Origin of the sequence: Neorhizobium galegae bv. orientalis str. HAMBI 540, assembly GCF_000731315.1 — a bacterium.
Lineage (GTDB): Bacteria > Pseudomonadota > Alphaproteobacteria > Rhizobiales > Rhizobiaceae > Neorhizobium > Neorhizobium galegae.
Genome location: NZ_HG938353.1, coordinates 3,395,999 through 3,409,771 on the forward strand (window position 1 = coordinate 3,395,999; position 13,773 = coordinate 3,409,771).

The window sequence follows — 13,773 nt, forward strand, 5'->3', positions numbered from 1 at the left end:
TGCCAGGAACCATGGGAAGGGTGACATGATCCTCAAATATGACGAGGTTGTCCGCACGGGCATCGCGAGGCAAGTGTCCGACAATATCCGCTCGGCGATCATGGATGGCCGGCTGAAAGTGGACGAACGCCTGCCGACCGAAGAGGAGCTTGCGAAAAGCTTCGGCATTTCCCGCCCGACCGTCCGCGAAGCCCTGAAGCGGCTTGCCGCGCAGAACCTCATCCATTCCAAACGCGGCCCGACCGGCGGCAATTTCGTCAAGCGGCCGGACCCGGAAGGCCTTTCCAAGGCGATCACGGGTGCTGCCACCCTGCTCGTCGGCATCGGCGCTTTCGACATCGAAGAGATCATCACCGCAAGGCTTGAGACGGAAACCGTCTGCTGCCGTCTGGCCGCCGCAAATCGCAGCGAAGCCGACCTCGCTGCGATGGAAGCGGAGATCGCGGTGCAGCTCGACGAGGCGATCAGCGACGAGGATTTCTGCGCTTCGGACGTGCGTTTTCACAGGGCACTGGTGGAATCGACCGGCAACGGCCCGTTGAAGCTGATGATGTACACCGTCATCGAGGCTTTCATTCCGATCACCAACATGATCGTCTTCCGCGTCCGCGAACGCCGACACGTCGCCTCGCTGCACCAGGAAATCATCGATGCGGTGCGCAGCCGCGAGGATGCCAAGGCCGCCGATGCGCTGGCCCGGCTGCTCGCCTATGTACGCGAAAGCTATTCCGCCGTGCTCGACGCGCGCGCCAAACGCGATGCGCCCTCACAGGCCTCCGCTTGAATTCAATCACACCAGAATATCGGGAGAGAGACATGACCGAGACCTTCACCGCCATGGTGATCGACGCCGTCGACGGCAAGCCGAAAGGCGCCTTCAGGGAGATCTCGATCGCCGATCTTCCCGACAATGACGTGCTGGTCGAGATCGCCTATTCGACGTTGAACTACAAGGACGGGCTGGCGATATCCGGCAAGGGGCGCATCGCAAGGCGGATGCCGATGATCGGCGGCATCGACCTTTCCGGCACGGTGATCGAATCCCGCTCGCCGGAATGGAAGGCCGGCGACAAGGTTGTTCTGAACGGCTGGGGCCTTTCCGAAACCGAATGGGGCGCCTTTGGCCGCTATCAGCGGGTCAAGCCGGAATGGCTGATCCGCCTGCCCGACGCCTTTTCGATGGAACAGGCGATGGCGATCGGAACGGCGGGTTATACCGCCGCACTCTGCGTCGATGCGCTGGAGAAATGGGGTTCGATCAAGCCTGGCGAGGGAGAAGTGCTGGTCACCGGTGCGGCCGGCGGCGTCGGCTCGGTGGCAATCGCACTACTGGCAGCCCGCGGCTACAATGTCACCGCCTCGACCGGCCGTCCGGAAACCCACGATTATCTCGCCTCGCTCGGCGCCTCCAATTTCATCGACCGCGCCGTGCTTGCCGAAAAGGGTGGCCCGCTGCAGAAGGAACGCTGGACCGGCGGCATCGACTCGGTCGGCTCGACCACACTCGTCAACGCGCTCTCCCAGACGATGCGCGGTGGTGCCATCGCCGCCTGCGGCCTCGCCGGCGGCGCGGACCTTCCGGGCACCGTGCTCCCGCACATCCTGCGGGCCGTGACCCTGATCGGCGTCGACAGCGTCATCGCCACCCGCGAACAGCGGCTTTCGGCCTGGGCGCGGCTCGCTCGCGATCTCGATCCCGCCAAGCTTTCGGACATCACCACGACCGAGCCGATGTCGAACCTGCCGCAGCTCGCCGAGGATATCATCGCCGGCAAGATCCGCGGCCGGGTGGTGATCGACGTGAGGAAATAAAGCTGAGTTACGTCTAGCTACCGTTTTATCCGGCTTCCGGTCGGCGAGAAATCGCCGGTCAATGCCACGCCTCCCTGTCCCCTAAAATCCTGACAAATGCGTAAAATCGCATTTGTCAGAGTTGAATTCATGCATTAGCGTCCGTCGCCGGCGAAGGTGTACGACATCCGGATGGCATACCATCCGCCGGACGTCCTATTCTCGGCCAAGAGGCGGAAATGGCGCATCCGGCATGAGGTCGCCTGGCGTGGGAGAGCGGTTTTGAGCAGTGATCATGAGGTCTTCACCGGCCGCCGGGAAGACATGAGACTTGTTACCGGCCAAGGCGCATATACCGCCGACAAGGTGCTGGACGGCCAACTCCACGCCGCATTCTTGAGGGCCGATCAGCCGCATGCGCGCATCGTTTCGATCGATGTCGAGGCGGCGCTCGCGGCACCTGGCGTCCATCTCGTGCTGACCGGCAAGGATGCGCTTCAAGCCAATCTGATCGCCCCCGGCCCGTTGGTCTCCTTCCCCGGCGTCGATGGCATGAAGATCAAGGCACCGAACCGTTACGCGCTTTCGACCGACCGCGTCCGCTTCGTCGGCGAGCCGGTCGCAGTGGTGATTGCCGACAGTGCCGACACGGCCGCCGATGCGGTTGAACTGATCGCCGTCGAATACGAGGATCTGCCGGCGATCATCGACCCGGAGGCGGCATTGGAAGACGGAGCGCCGCAGCTTTTCGACGACGTGCCGGGCAATCTGGTTTTCCTGCACGGGTTCGGCGACAAGGCGACGGCCGACGAAGCCTTCGCCAAGGCCGCGCATGTCGCGACGCTGACGGTCGAGTCGCAACGCGTCGCTGCCAACCCGCTCGAACTCAAATCTTTCATGGCCGCATACGACGCGGAAACAGACGTTTTCGACGTCTATTCCGCCAGCCAGGGCACCGGCCTTGGCGACGGGCTTGCCCGCTTCACCGGCCATCCGCCGGAAAAGGTGCGCCATCACATGGGCGATGTCGGGGGCAGCTTCGGCATCCGCGGCGCGCCCTATCCGGAATATGCGGCGATCATGCTTGCCGCCAAGAAGCTCTGTCGCCCCGTACGCTGGACCGCCAGCCGCACCGAAAGCTTCCTTGCCGATTATCATGGCCGGGCTGTCAGGTTCGCGGGCGAGCTGGCGCTTGGCGAGACCGGCGAATTCCTCGCCATCCGCATGAATGTCGTCTGCGATCTCGGCGCCTACCATTCGCCGGCCGGCGCGCTGATCAACGTCCTGAACCCGATGCTGACCGGCACGGGATGTTACCGCATCCCCGCGGTTTACGGGCTCAACCGCCTCGCCTTTACCAATACCTCGCCGATTGCCGCCTATCGCGGTGCGGGCCGTCCGGATATCAACTATTTCGTCGAGCGGCTGGTCGATCAGGCGGCCACCGATCTCGGTATGGACCGGATCGAGATCCGCCGGAAGAACCTCATTCCCGACGACGCCTACCCCTACAAGACGCCGACCACCGTTTACGACAGCGGCAGCTATGTCGCGATGCTGGAGGAAGCCCTCACGATGTCCGACTGGAAGGGTTTCGAAGCCCGCCGGAAGGAAGCCGAAAAGCGCGGCAATCTGCGCGGCATCGGCATGGGCATCTTCGTCGAGCCCTCGGGCGGCGGCCACATGCCGGAGGAGACCGAGATCCGCTTCGAGGCGGACGGGACGCTGACGCTCTATACGCTTTCCGGTTCCGCCGGCCAGGGCCACGAAACGGTGCTGCCGCGGCTGGTCGCCAGGGAACTCGGTATCGACGAGAACCTGATCAACCTGCGCGCCAACAGCGTCCATGCGCCTCACAAGCTGAAGGGCGCAGGAACCATGGGCTCGCGGACCATGGCCTCGCATGGCGCGTCCCTGACGATCACCTCACGCGAGGTGGTGAAGAAGGGCCTGACGCTCGCCGCCGAAGCGCTGGAGGCCTCGGAAACCGACATCGAATTCGACCACGGCCATTACAAGGTGGCCGGCACCAACATGTCGATCTCGCTCCTGGAACTGGCGGCCCGCCACGGTACGCCTGAAGGCAATGCGCTCGACACGCTGGGCTCAATCCAGCCGGAGCGCAATTTTCCAGGCGGCGTACATGTGGCCGAAGTGGAGATCGATCCTAATACCGGCGAAACCAGGGTCACGTCCTATATCGGCGTCGATGACGCCGGCCATGTCGTCAACCACACGCTGCTCGAAGGCCAGATGCATGGCGGCCTCGCCCAGGGTGCGGGCCAGGTGTTCGGGGAGCATATCGTCTACGACCGGGACAGCGGCCAGATGCTGACCGCCACCTTCATGGACTATTTCATGCCGCGCGCCGATTTCATGCCGACGCCGCGTTTCTTCGACCTGCCGACGCCCTCACCGACCAATGTGCTCGGCGTCAAGGGCGGCGGCGAAGCCGGCACGACCGGCGCGCTGCCGACACTGATGAACGCCATCCTGGATGCGCTTCGCCAGGCAGGCGTCAAGGATTTCGACATGCCCGCAACGCCCTACAGGGTTTGGGAGGCCCTCAAGGTCGCGAGGGAGGGCGCTCGACAGGCTTCTTGATCCGAGCCCCGTTTCGTCCGTCGGCGGATTGCCTGAATGCCTTGCCGGACGCTAGAAGTCCTTTTCAGACAAACGGAACGCAAGGCCTCGGCGCTATGACACTGGACGACATCACCGACACCGTCATCGGCCGGGCAAGCGACAGGCGGCGTTTCATCGTTGCAGTCGCCGGTCCGCCGGGCGGAGGAAAATCCACGCTTGCCGAGGCCTTGCACGAAGCCCTGCTGGCGCGCGGTGAAACGACCGAAATCCTGCCGATGGACGGTTTCCACATGGACAACGGCATTCTCGAAGCCCGCGGCCTGTTGCCCCGCAAAGGCGCACCACAGACCTTCGACGTGCGCGGTTTTGCGGATGTCCTGAGAGCGGTGCGGCAGGGAGACGAGGAAGTGCTGGTGCCGGTCTTCGACCGATCGCGCGAGATCGCCATCGCCTCGGCCCGCCCGATCTCGCCCGATACTCATATCGTGCTCGCGGAAGGCAATTACTTGCTGATCAACGAAGCGCCCTGGTCACGGCTTGCCGAGATGTTCGACTTCACCATTTTCGTCGGTCCCTCGGAAGAGGTGCTCCGCGAACGGCTCAGGGCACGCTGGGTCCATTATGGGCTTGATGAAGCCGCGATTGCCTGGAAACTCGATGGCAATGACCTGCCGAACGGCCGCTATATCCTCACCCACTCGCGGCCCGCCGACATCAGGCTCGAAAGCTTCTGACACCTGTTCGCCGTTGGATCGATACGGTCGCGCATGATCGTGTGGCGCTTCATCTGGAAAAGCTCAGGACTGCAATTCCGCGCCCTTCGGCTGAGCGCCGTACTTGTCCGCGTTTTCGGTCAGGAGGTCGGCCTCGTCGATATAGGCGCGGCCCGCGACATGTCCGATGACGATGCGCGAAACCTTGCCATCGATTGCCGCCGTGAATTCCGTCACGACCGGCGCCTCTACGGCTTCGCCCTCTTCGAACAGCTCGAACATCGGCCGGCCGGTCATGCTGGCGGCCGGCTTCAGCCCGAGCATTTCGAGGACGGTGGGGGCGATGTCGTAGATTGCGGTGCGCGATGCGATCACCTGCCCGCCGCTTTTCAGCCCCGCGCCCTCGCCGATCAGCACCGCCGCAAGCTCGGTCGAATGCAGGCCGCCATGCGACCCGCCACCGAGCGGAATGCCGCTATAGCTGCCGGCGTCGCAGACCGAAGTGCCGGGGACGCCGAACGCGTTGTTCGTACCATCGCCCTTCAGGTTGATGTAGAGATCCGGTGCGCGGGGATGGGCGGCACCGGTCAGCTCCAGCGCCAGCGTACCGGGAAGGATGCCTTCATGCGAGCCCCGCTCGATCGCCGGCGTAAAAGTCGCGCCATACCATGGCTGGACGGCGAGCGCGTCGAAAACGCCCTGCAGCAGGCCCTTGTCGAATTTCTTGAGCCAGAAGCCCGGCGCTCGGCCGCGGCGGTAGAGCACGTCGACGCCGTCGCCGAGCCGCGTATCGGCGGAGATACCGGCTTCCTTAAACGCGTCGCCGACCGAGATGAATTCCACGATAGTCGAATGGCCATGATCGGAGGTGACGAAAATGACGATGCCGTCCTTTTCAGGCTGCCTGTCGCGCCATTCCAGCAGGTTGCCGATCGCGATATCGCAATCACGCATCGAGGCGAGCATGCCCTCGGCGCCGAGGCCGTAACGGTGCGAAGCGCTGTCGACTTCCGTCAGCCAGATGATCGCCGCATCCGGCTTCTTTGCCGGCCAGACGGTATCCGTGAACACTGCAACAGCCTGCTTTTCCGCACCGCGATCAAGACCGTTTGCCGGCACCCTGTGTTGTTCAGCAATGTCGACGGCAAGTTCCGGCGGGAAGCCCACTGCCGGGTGGCGGACGTTGTAACCGGTCTGGCCCCAGTCACCGCCCTTCCAGTTGAGCGCGGTAAACGAACCCTGCCCGCTCGACGTCACCACCGCGAACGACTTGCCGTTCTTGGCGAGCGTTTCGGAGAGATTGGTGGCCGTCACCATGCCGCCGATCAGCCGCTTGTCGCCGGCCCGCCAGTCGTGGATCGTATCCGTGCCGGTCAGCAGGCCCGATCCGTCGCGGGAGTAGAATTCGTTGCCGAGCACGCCTGTCGTTTCCGGCCGCGCCCCGCTTGCGAGTGCTGTCAGGGCGCCGCGCGTCTCGCTCGGGAACACCGTCCGGTGGTCTTTGCTCGACACACCCCTCGCCCGCATCGCGGTGAGATTGGGCATGGTTGCCGCGTTGATCATGTCGGGCCGCAGCCCATCGATGCCCACGACGATGACATGGCGCGCGTGAGGGTGGATGATAGTCCGGTGTTGGCTGGCTGCCGGTGAGTTCGACATGAAAGATCGCCCCGCTGATGACAAGCGTCCTAAGACGCAAACATTTCAGCAGCGTGACATGTCTTTTGAGCTACATAAACTGCCATATTCGAAACCGTATAAATCTGAGGCGCTTCCAAAGCTGGGCTAGAGGGCCACTCCCGTTTCACGGTCGAAGACATGCACCTGTTCGGGCGGGATGTTGGCTTCAAACCGCGCGCCGTAGCGGGCCGGATATTCACCGTCGACGATGGCCACGACCGGGTGGCCGGCGAGGTCGAAGATGATATGGGTCTGTGCGCCGGTCGGCTCGACCAGCAGCGTCTGCCCGGCAAGCGCAGTACCCCCGACGCCGGGGCTTAGATGCTCCGGACGCAAGCCGACCTTGATCGCCTGGCCGCGCTTCACCTTGCGATCCGGCGCGATGCGGATCGCGGTTCCGTCGCCAAGACGCGCGGACGGTTCGCCGCCATCGCCGTCCACGGTGCCGTCGAGAAGGTTCATCGCCGGAGAACCGATGAAGGCGGCAACGAAGAGATTGGCCGGCTTCTTGTAAAGTTCCATCGGCGTGCCTTCCTGCTCCACCTTTCCCTGATTGAGGACGACGATGCGGTCGGCGAGTGTCATCGCCTCGATCTGGTCGTGGGTGACGTAGATCGATGTCGTCCCGACCTTCTGGTGCAGCTGCTTGATCTCGGCGCGCATCTGCACACGCAGTTTGGCATCGAGATTGGAAAGCGGCTCGTCGAACAGGAAGACGGCCGGGTTGCGGACGATTGCCCGGCCCATCGCGACGCGCTGACGCTGGCCGCCGGAAAGTTGCGCCGGCTTGCGGTCGAGAAGCGGCATCAGGTCGAGCATGCGCGCGGCTTCGGCGACGCGTTCGGCAATCACCGGCTTCGGGGTTCCGGAAAGGCGCAGGTTGAAGCCCATGTTTTCGGCAACCGTCATATGCGGATAAAGCGCATAGGACTGGAACACCATGGCGATGTTGCGCTCGCGCGGGGTCAGCTCGTTGACCACGGCGTTGTCGATGATGACCTCGCCGGCTGTGATTTCCTCAAGCCCGGCAATCATGCGCAGCAGCGTCGATTTTCCGCAACCGGAAGGGCCAACCAGCGCGACGAACTCGCCGTCTTCGATCGCCAGCGACACGCCATGGATGACCGGGAGTGCCCCATAGGCCTTGCGGACTTGTCTGAGTTCGACGGATGCCATGCGAGTTACTCCGGGTCGGGGCTCAGGACTTCACCGCACCGGCGGTCAGACCGGCGATGATGTGCTTCTGGGCCAGGAAGAAGGCGATGATGGTTGGCAGGATGGTGAGCGTGATGAAGGCCAGCACCAGCTGCCATTCGGTGCTGAATTCGCCCCGATAGATCATGATGCCGAGCGGCCAGGGGTAACGGCTCTCGGAATTCAGCATGATCAGCGGCACGATATAACTGTTCCAGCTGCTGACGAAGGAGATGATGCCGACGGTGGCGATGATCGGCCGCGACAGCGGCAGCGTGATGTGCCAGAAGAAGCGCATGTAGCCGCAGCCGTCGACGAAGGCCGCATCGAACAGCTCGGATGGCAAATTGCGGAAGTAGTTTCGGAACAGCATAATGCTCATGCCCATGCCGAACGCGACCTGCGGCAGCACCACGCCCCAATATGTATCGATGAGCCCCAGATCGCGGATACGGATGTAGAGCGGCAGGATGGCCGTCGCTGCCGGGAACATCAGCCCGATCAGGAAATAGTTGACCAGATAATCGGTGCCGAAGAAGCGGATATGTGCGAAGCAGAAGGCTGCCATGGCACCGAAGGTCAATGTCAGGAACACCGTCAGCAGGGCGATGATCAGCGAATTGCTCATCTGCAGCCAGTAACGCTTGCTGATGATGATGTCCGTGTAGTTCGACCACTGCCATTCCGTCGGCAGGCCGAAAGGATTGCCGCGCAGTTCGCCAAGGGTCTTGAAGCCGCCGAGCGCAGTGCTGATGAGCGGCACCACCACGATTGCCGCCACGATGATCAGCGATATGTACATATAGACCTGCGTGCCGGCGCGGATCCGCTGGCCGGACGTCGGCGCGCTGGCGGCATCGATGGGCTGTGCTGTCGAGATATCAGTCATTGCGCATGAATACCCGCTTGTAGCTGAAGGCGAGCGTCACGCAGATCACGAACAGCACCACGCCGACGGCGCTGCCGAACCCGACCTGCATGCGGGTCACCCCGAAATTGTACAGGAACGTCACCATCGTCTGCGTCGAGTTCGACGGTCCCCCGCCGGTGAGCGGCATGATCATGTCGAAAAGCTGCAGCGAACCGACGACCGCAAAGAAGACCGAGAGGCGCACGGTGGAGCCGAGCAGCGGCAGCGTCACAAGCCGGAACTTCTGGAAGCCGGTCGCACCGTCGATGTCAGCCGCTTCCAGCACGCTCTTGTCGATTGCCTGCAGGCCGGCGATGAAGAGCATCATGTGAAAGCCGAAATACTTCCAGACGATGACGCCCAATATTGCGTACATTGCCAGATCGCGGTCGGCCAGCCAGAAGGGTGGTTGTACGCCAATGAAATGCGCGATACCGGCGACGAGACCGAAATCCCCGTCATAAACGAAACGCCAGATCATGCCGGCTGCAACATCCGCAAGCACGTACGGCAGGAAGAAGATCAGCCGGAAGAACAGCGCACCCTTGATCCGGCTGGAGATCATCGTCGCCAGCCAGAGCGCCAGAGGCACCTGCACGCAAAGCGAGGCAAGCACGATCAGGCCGTTGTTGATCAAAGCCTGGGTGAAGGCGCTATTGCGGAAAATGAGCTGGTAGTTGCGCCAGCCGACCCATTGCGTCGGGCTGCCATAGCCGTTCCAGTTATAGAAGGAATACCAGGCGGCCTCGCCCATGGGCAGAATGACCAGCACCGTAAACAGAAGAAGCGCCGGCGGCAGGAACAGGATCAGTACCGGCCATTTGCTGTTGGCAAGAGACCGCTTGCGGCGCCGCGCTACCACAAGTGTATTCCCGGAAGGGACGGCATTGGCAGACATCAGCATATCGCTCATCGATTTTCGAGCCTTTCGGGCTGCGAGACGCCGTCAGGCGAGGACGGGAACCGGCGCTCCCAGGGTTGCTGGAACCTTAGGGGAGCGGGAGCGCCGGCAGTGCGCTTACTTTCGTTCGAGCGAGTAGGCGTCCTCGATCTGCTGCGCCGCGGCAGCCGGTTTCATGCTGCCGGAGACCACTTCGACGCTGATGTCGTTGACGATCGCACCGACATTGGGACCGAGGTCCTGGTCAAGGAAGTTCTGGTGCCAGGTTTCCTTGCCGAGAGCTTCGGCAACTTCCTTCAGCAGCGGCTTCGAGATCGCTTCGCTCGCACCTTTGGCGACGGGCATGATCTGCGTATCCCTGGCGAGAAGCTTCTGCACGTCGGCGCTTGCCATGTAGCGGAGGAATTCCTCGGTTTCAGGCGGCGCATTCTTGGTGACTGCCCATCCGTTGAGACCGCCGAAACTGTCGGTGGTCACACCGGGCCCTCCGCTGACGACGGGAAACGAGAAGCGGCCGATATTGTCGTCGGCAAGGCCTTTGCGGCTCGTCGAATTCGACGCCTGCGTCGCCGGCGTATTTTCGAAGCTCAGGATGAGCGCGGCACGGCCATCACCGAACGTGGCAAGCGCATCGTTCCAGGTCGCACCCAAGTAGCCATTCTGGAATGGCTCAAGTTTGCCGAGTTCCGCCATGCGCTCGCCTGCCTTGACGAAAGGCTTGCCGGCGAAGCCGTCGTTCTTGCCCGCCTTGGCATCGGCAAAGCCCTTTTGCCCCGCTTCGCGCATAGCGAGATAGCTCCAGTAGAAATGCAGGGGCCACTTGTCCCGCCCGCCGCCGGCAATAGGTGTCACGCCAGCCTGCTTCAGCGTTTTGACAGCGCTAAGGAAATCGTCCCAGGTAGCGATCTTCGAGGCGTCGACGCCGGCCTTCTTGAACAATTCCTTGTTGTAATAGAAGGAAACGAGGCCGGTCCTGACGGGCGACGCCCAGACCTTGCCGTCGAAAGTCAGGCCATCGACGGCGGAGGGATTGATCGACTTGCGCCATTCCCCTCCGTTCGCGTCGATCGCAGCATTGATCGGCCGCAACGTGCCGGTCTCGGACTGCGCCTTGAGGACGCCGCCGCCCCAGGTATAGAAGATGCTCGGCGCGTCTTTCGATTGCAGAAGCGTCGGCAGCTTCGCCTTGAAGGCCTGGTTTTCCAGAAATTGCATCTCGACCTTGACGCCGGGATGCTTGGCCTCGAAATCCCTGGCGATCTGGTTCCAGACCGTGATGTTCGCCGGCACCTGCTCGACATGCATCCAGCGAATGACGCTGTCCGCTGCCGCGACGCTGGCCGTAAACAGCCCACCCGCGAGAGCAACAGTGGTCGCTGAAATCAGACGCATCCTGTAGTATCTGTTGGACATTGAAGGCGCTCCTCCCAAAGCTTTATTCCTGTATCCGAATTAAATAATCGGCAAGCCCGACGCATCTGTCAATAGCCCTGCGTGACATTGCCGGATTTTGGCAAAAATTGCAGCATTTGCTGCTTTTCTCTCTTGCATACCCCACAAAATCAGATCTAGAACAAACCGAATTTAATTTGCACCTCGTATTAAATAGCGGTTTGGTGCAGAAGCCGACGAGTGCGCAGAAGAGATGAAAACCGCCGATCCAGAACTCATGCGTGCGATGAATCGTCTGAGCGTGCTGGATACGATCCGGCGGCGCGGCCCCATCTCCCGCGTCGAGATTTCCGAGCGCACCGAACTCTCGACGACCACCGTTTCGGCCATCACCGGTTCGCTGCTCGACGACGGGCTGATCCTGACCCGCCACGAGGGCGATATCCGCAACGAGGCGGTGCGCGGCCGGCCGCGCGTCATGCTGGAGGTCAATCCGGATGCCGCCCGCGTCGTCGGCGCCAAGATTGCCGCAAGCCGCATGGTCTTCGTCGTCACCAATTTCCGCGGCGACGTGCTCTCCAAGCTCACCCTGCCGATCCGTATCGACCGGCAGCCGATCGCCGTCATCGCCGATCTCGTCGAAGACGGCGTGCGCCGCTGTGTCGTCGATGCCGGCCTGTCGCTGGAGGATGTCGACAGCGTCTGCCTCGGGCTTCCGGGCGTCATCGAACACCGCACCGGGCATGTCCGCTCAAGCCCGATTTTTCGCGAGATCAACATCGATTTTGCGACCGAAATGTCGACGCGCCTCTCGACGCCGACCATCGTCGAGAGTGACGCACATGCCATCACGCTCGGCCATCACTGGTTCGGCAAGGCCCGCGATCTGCAGGATATGGTCCTGATCTCGCTCGAACAGACGCTTGGCCTCGGCGTGCTGCATGGCAACCGGCTTTTCCGCGGTGCCGGCGGCCTCAGCCACAATCTCGGCGATCTCGTGCTCGGCACCGGTCCGCAGGGCATGGTGCGGCTTTCGAGCCAGGCAGGCGAGAGTGCCATCCTCGGCGAGCAGCAGGCGGACGGACGTTTTGCCGAAGCAGTGAGGCTCGGCCGCGGCATGACCCATGTCCAGGCGCTCATCCAGGCCGACGACGACCGGCTGATCGCCGCGGCCGTTCGCGCCGGCGAGGCTGTCGGGCTGACGATCGCCAACATCGTCACGCTGTTTGCGCCGCCGCGCGTCATCCTCGTCGGCTCGTCGCTGGCGCTGGGCGAACCGTTCCTGAACAGCCTGCGCGATGCCTATGCGCTCGCCATCCCGCCGTCGCTGAAAGGCGTCAGCGAACTCGTCTTCGACGATTCGACCGACGATTTCTGGGCGCAGGGAGCTGCCGCCGTCGCCCTTTACGAACTTTACGAATCGCCCTGGAGCACCACCGGGCCGGCGCTCTGACGCGCCAAACATCAGCATTCATCGGGAGGAAACAATGGATAAAGTCGGTATCGGCATCATCGGATGCGGCAATATTTCGGGCGCCTATCTGAAGGCGATGACGGAATTCTTTCCCATCCTCGATATCCGCGGCGTGGCCGATCTCAACCGCGATCTGGCCGAGGCGAAAGCCTCCGAATTCAACCTCCAGGCGCGCACGGTCGAGGAACTGCTGGCCGACCCGAAGGTCGAGATCATCGTCAACCTGACGATCCCCAAGGCGCATGTCGCCGTCGGGCTGCAGGCGCTTGATGCGGGCAAGCACACCTATTCGGAAAAACCTCTCGGGATTAATTTCGCGGAAGGGAAAAAATTGGCGGAGGCCGCCAAGGCCAAGGGCCTGCGCATCGGCGCGGCTCCCGACACCTTCCTCGGCGGCGGCCACCAGACCGCCCGAGAACTGATCGACCAGGGCGTCATCGGCCTGCCCGTCGGCGGTACCGCGACTTTCATGTGCCCCGGCCACGAGCGCTGGCACCCGAACCCGGCCTTCTATTACGAGGTCGGCGGCGGCCCGATGCTCGACATGGGTCCCTATTACATCACCGACCTCGTTAACCTGCTCGGCCCCGTGTCGCAGGTGGCGGGTTTCGCGGTGACGCCACGCAAGGAGCGCATCATCACCAGCGAGCCGCGCAACGGCGAGCGTATTCCGGTGCATGTTCCGACCCATGTGGCGGGCGTCATGGCCTTTGCCAACGGCGCTGTCGTGCAGATCGGCATGAGCTTCGACGTCGCCGGCCACAAACATGTGCCGCTCGAAGTCTACGGCACCGAGGGCACGCTGATCGTACCGGACCCGAACCGTTTCGAGGGCCCTGTCGGTTATTTGAAGAAGGGCGGCCAGTTCGAGGACCAGCCCGCCACCCTGCCCTATGCGGACGGCAACTATCGCTCGATCGGCGTCGCGGACCTGGCTTATGCGATCCGCTCCAACCGCCCGCACCGGGCGAACGGCGATCTGGCGCTGCATGTGCTGGAGGTTATGGAAGCCTTCCACACGGCTTCCGCCGAAGGGCGCACGATCAAGATCACCACGGCGACGGAGCGGCCCGCTCCGCTGTCGGAATCGCTCGTCGATGGACGGCTGGCGAAATAATTCTGGAGGACGAAT

The 13,773-nt window shown here is 62.7% G+C and carries 11 protein-coding genes; 6 read left to right on the plus strand and 5 right to left on the minus strand.

What is annotated here, in order from left to right; all coding sequences use genetic code 11:
- Positions 1-25: 25 nt before the first annotated feature.
- The 4 genes from RG540_RS16780 (at position 26) to RG540_RS16795 (ending at position 5,111) form a co-directional block, all read left to right on the plus strand.
- The gene (locus RG540_RS16780) at positions 26-784 is read left to right on the plus strand and encodes a FadR/GntR family transcriptional regulator (RefSeq protein WP_038590238.1); all 759 of its coding nucleotides are present in this window, start codon (positions 26-28) and stop codon (positions 782-784) included.
- 32 nt (positions 785-816) lie between these two features.
- On the plus strand, positions 817-1,812 hold the full coding sequence (locus tag RG540_RS16785) for an MDR family oxidoreductase (RefSeq protein ID WP_038590241.1): 996 nt from the start codon (positions 817-819) through the stop codon (positions 1,810-1,812).
- 261 nt (positions 1,813-2,073) lie between these two features.
- Complete coding sequence (locus RG540_RS16790) at positions 2,074-4,395, plus strand: xanthine dehydrogenase family protein molybdopterin-binding subunit (RefSeq protein ID WP_038590244.1); 2,322 nt, start codon at positions 2,074-2,076, stop codon at positions 4,393-4,395.
- 95 nt (positions 4,396-4,490) lie between these two features.
- Complete coding sequence (locus RG540_RS16795) at positions 4,491-5,111, plus strand: nucleoside triphosphate hydrolase (RefSeq protein WP_038590247.1); 621 nt, start codon at positions 4,491-4,493, stop codon at positions 5,109-5,111.
- A 63-nt stretch (positions 5,112-5,174) separates the two neighbouring features.
- On the opposite strand, the gene RG540_RS16800 is transcribed toward RG540_RS16795, so the two are convergent.
- The 5 genes from RG540_RS16800 to RG540_RS16820 all read right to left on the minus strand — a co-directional run bounded on the left by RG540_RS16800 (position 5,175) and on the right by RG540_RS16820 (position 11,188).
- A complete protein-coding gene (locus RG540_RS16800) occupies positions 5,175-6,749 on the minus strand; it encodes an alkaline phosphatase family protein (RefSeq protein ID WP_051909485.1) in 1,575 nt (524 codons plus the stop codon).
- Positions 6,750-6,875: 126 nt separating this feature from the next.
- Positions 6,876-7,946, minus strand: a complete 1,071-nt coding sequence (locus tag RG540_RS16805; RefSeq protein ID WP_038590250.1) for an ABC transporter ATP-binding protein — start codon at positions 7,944-7,946, stop codon at positions 6,876-6,878.
- Between the two features lie 22 nt (positions 7,947-7,968).
- Positions 7,969-8,766, minus strand: a complete 798-nt coding sequence (locus tag RG540_RS16810; RefSeq protein WP_155414659.1) for a carbohydrate ABC transporter permease — start codon at positions 8,764-8,766, stop codon at positions 7,969-7,971.
- 79 nt (positions 8,767-8,845) lie between these two features.
- Complete coding sequence (locus RG540_RS16815) at positions 8,846-9,772, minus strand: carbohydrate ABC transporter permease (RefSeq protein ID WP_038594061.1); 927 nt, start codon at positions 9,770-9,772, stop codon at positions 8,846-8,848.
- 120 nt (positions 9,773-9,892) lie between these two features.
- Complete coding sequence (locus tag RG540_RS16820) at positions 9,893-11,188, minus strand: ABC transporter substrate-binding protein (protein ID WP_038590253.1); 1,296 nt, start codon at positions 11,186-11,188, stop codon at positions 9,893-9,895.
- A gap of 232 nt (positions 11,189-11,420) precedes the next feature.
- On the opposite strand from RG540_RS16820, the gene RG540_RS16825 reads away from it, so the two are divergent.
- Positions 11,421-12,620 (plus strand): ROK family transcriptional regulator, encoded by a 1,200-nt coding sequence (locus tag RG540_RS16825; RefSeq protein ID WP_038590256.1) that lies wholly within the window; start codon positions 11,421-11,423, stop codon positions 12,618-12,620.
- Positions 12,621-12,654: 34 nt separating this feature from the next.
- Positions 12,655-13,758 (plus strand): Gfo/Idh/MocA family protein, encoded by a 1,104-nt coding sequence (locus RG540_RS16830; protein WP_038590259.1) that lies wholly within the window; start codon positions 12,655-12,657, stop codon positions 13,756-13,758.
- Positions 13,759-13,773 lie beyond the last annotated feature (15 nt).

Excerpts from the sequence above, each read along its gene's own strand:
- RG540_RS16780 (WP_038590238.1), top strand. The coding sequence starts at position 26 with ATGATCCTCAAATATGACGAGGTTGTCCGCACGGGCATCGCGAGGCAA.
- RG540_RS16785 (WP_038590241.1), top strand. The coding sequence starts at position 817 with ATGACCGAGACCTTCACCGCCATGGTGATCGACGCCGTCGACGGCAAG.
- RG540_RS16795 (WP_038590247.1), top strand. The coding sequence starts at position 4,491 with ATGACACTGGACGACATCACCGACACCGTCATCGGCCGGGCAAGCGAC.
- RG540_RS16800 (WP_051909485.1), bottom strand. The coding sequence starts at position 6,749 with ATGTCGAACTCACCGGCAGCCAGCCAACACCGGACTATCATCCACCCT.
- RG540_RS16805 (WP_038590250.1), bottom strand. The coding sequence starts at position 7,946 with ATGGCATCCGTCGAACTCAGACAAGTCCGCAAGGCCTATGGGGCACTC.
- RG540_RS16810 (WP_155414659.1), bottom strand. The coding sequence starts at position 8,766 with ATGTACATATCGCTGATCATCGTGGCGGCAATCGTGGTGGTGCCGCTC.
- RG540_RS16815 (WP_038594061.1), bottom strand. The coding sequence starts at position 9,772 with ATGTCTGCCAATGCCGTCCCTTCCGGGAATACACTTGTGGTAGCGCGG.
- RG540_RS16820 (WP_038590253.1), bottom strand. The coding sequence starts at position 11,188 with ATGTCCAACAGATACTACAGGATGCGTCTGATTTCAGCGACCACTGTT.
- RG540_RS16825 (WP_038590256.1), top strand. The coding sequence starts at position 11,421 with ATGAAAACCGCCGATCCAGAACTCATGCGTGCGATGAATCGTCTGAGC.
- RG540_RS16830 (WP_038590259.1), top strand. The coding sequence starts at position 12,655 with ATGGATAAAGTCGGTATCGGCATCATCGGATGCGGCAATATTTCGGGC.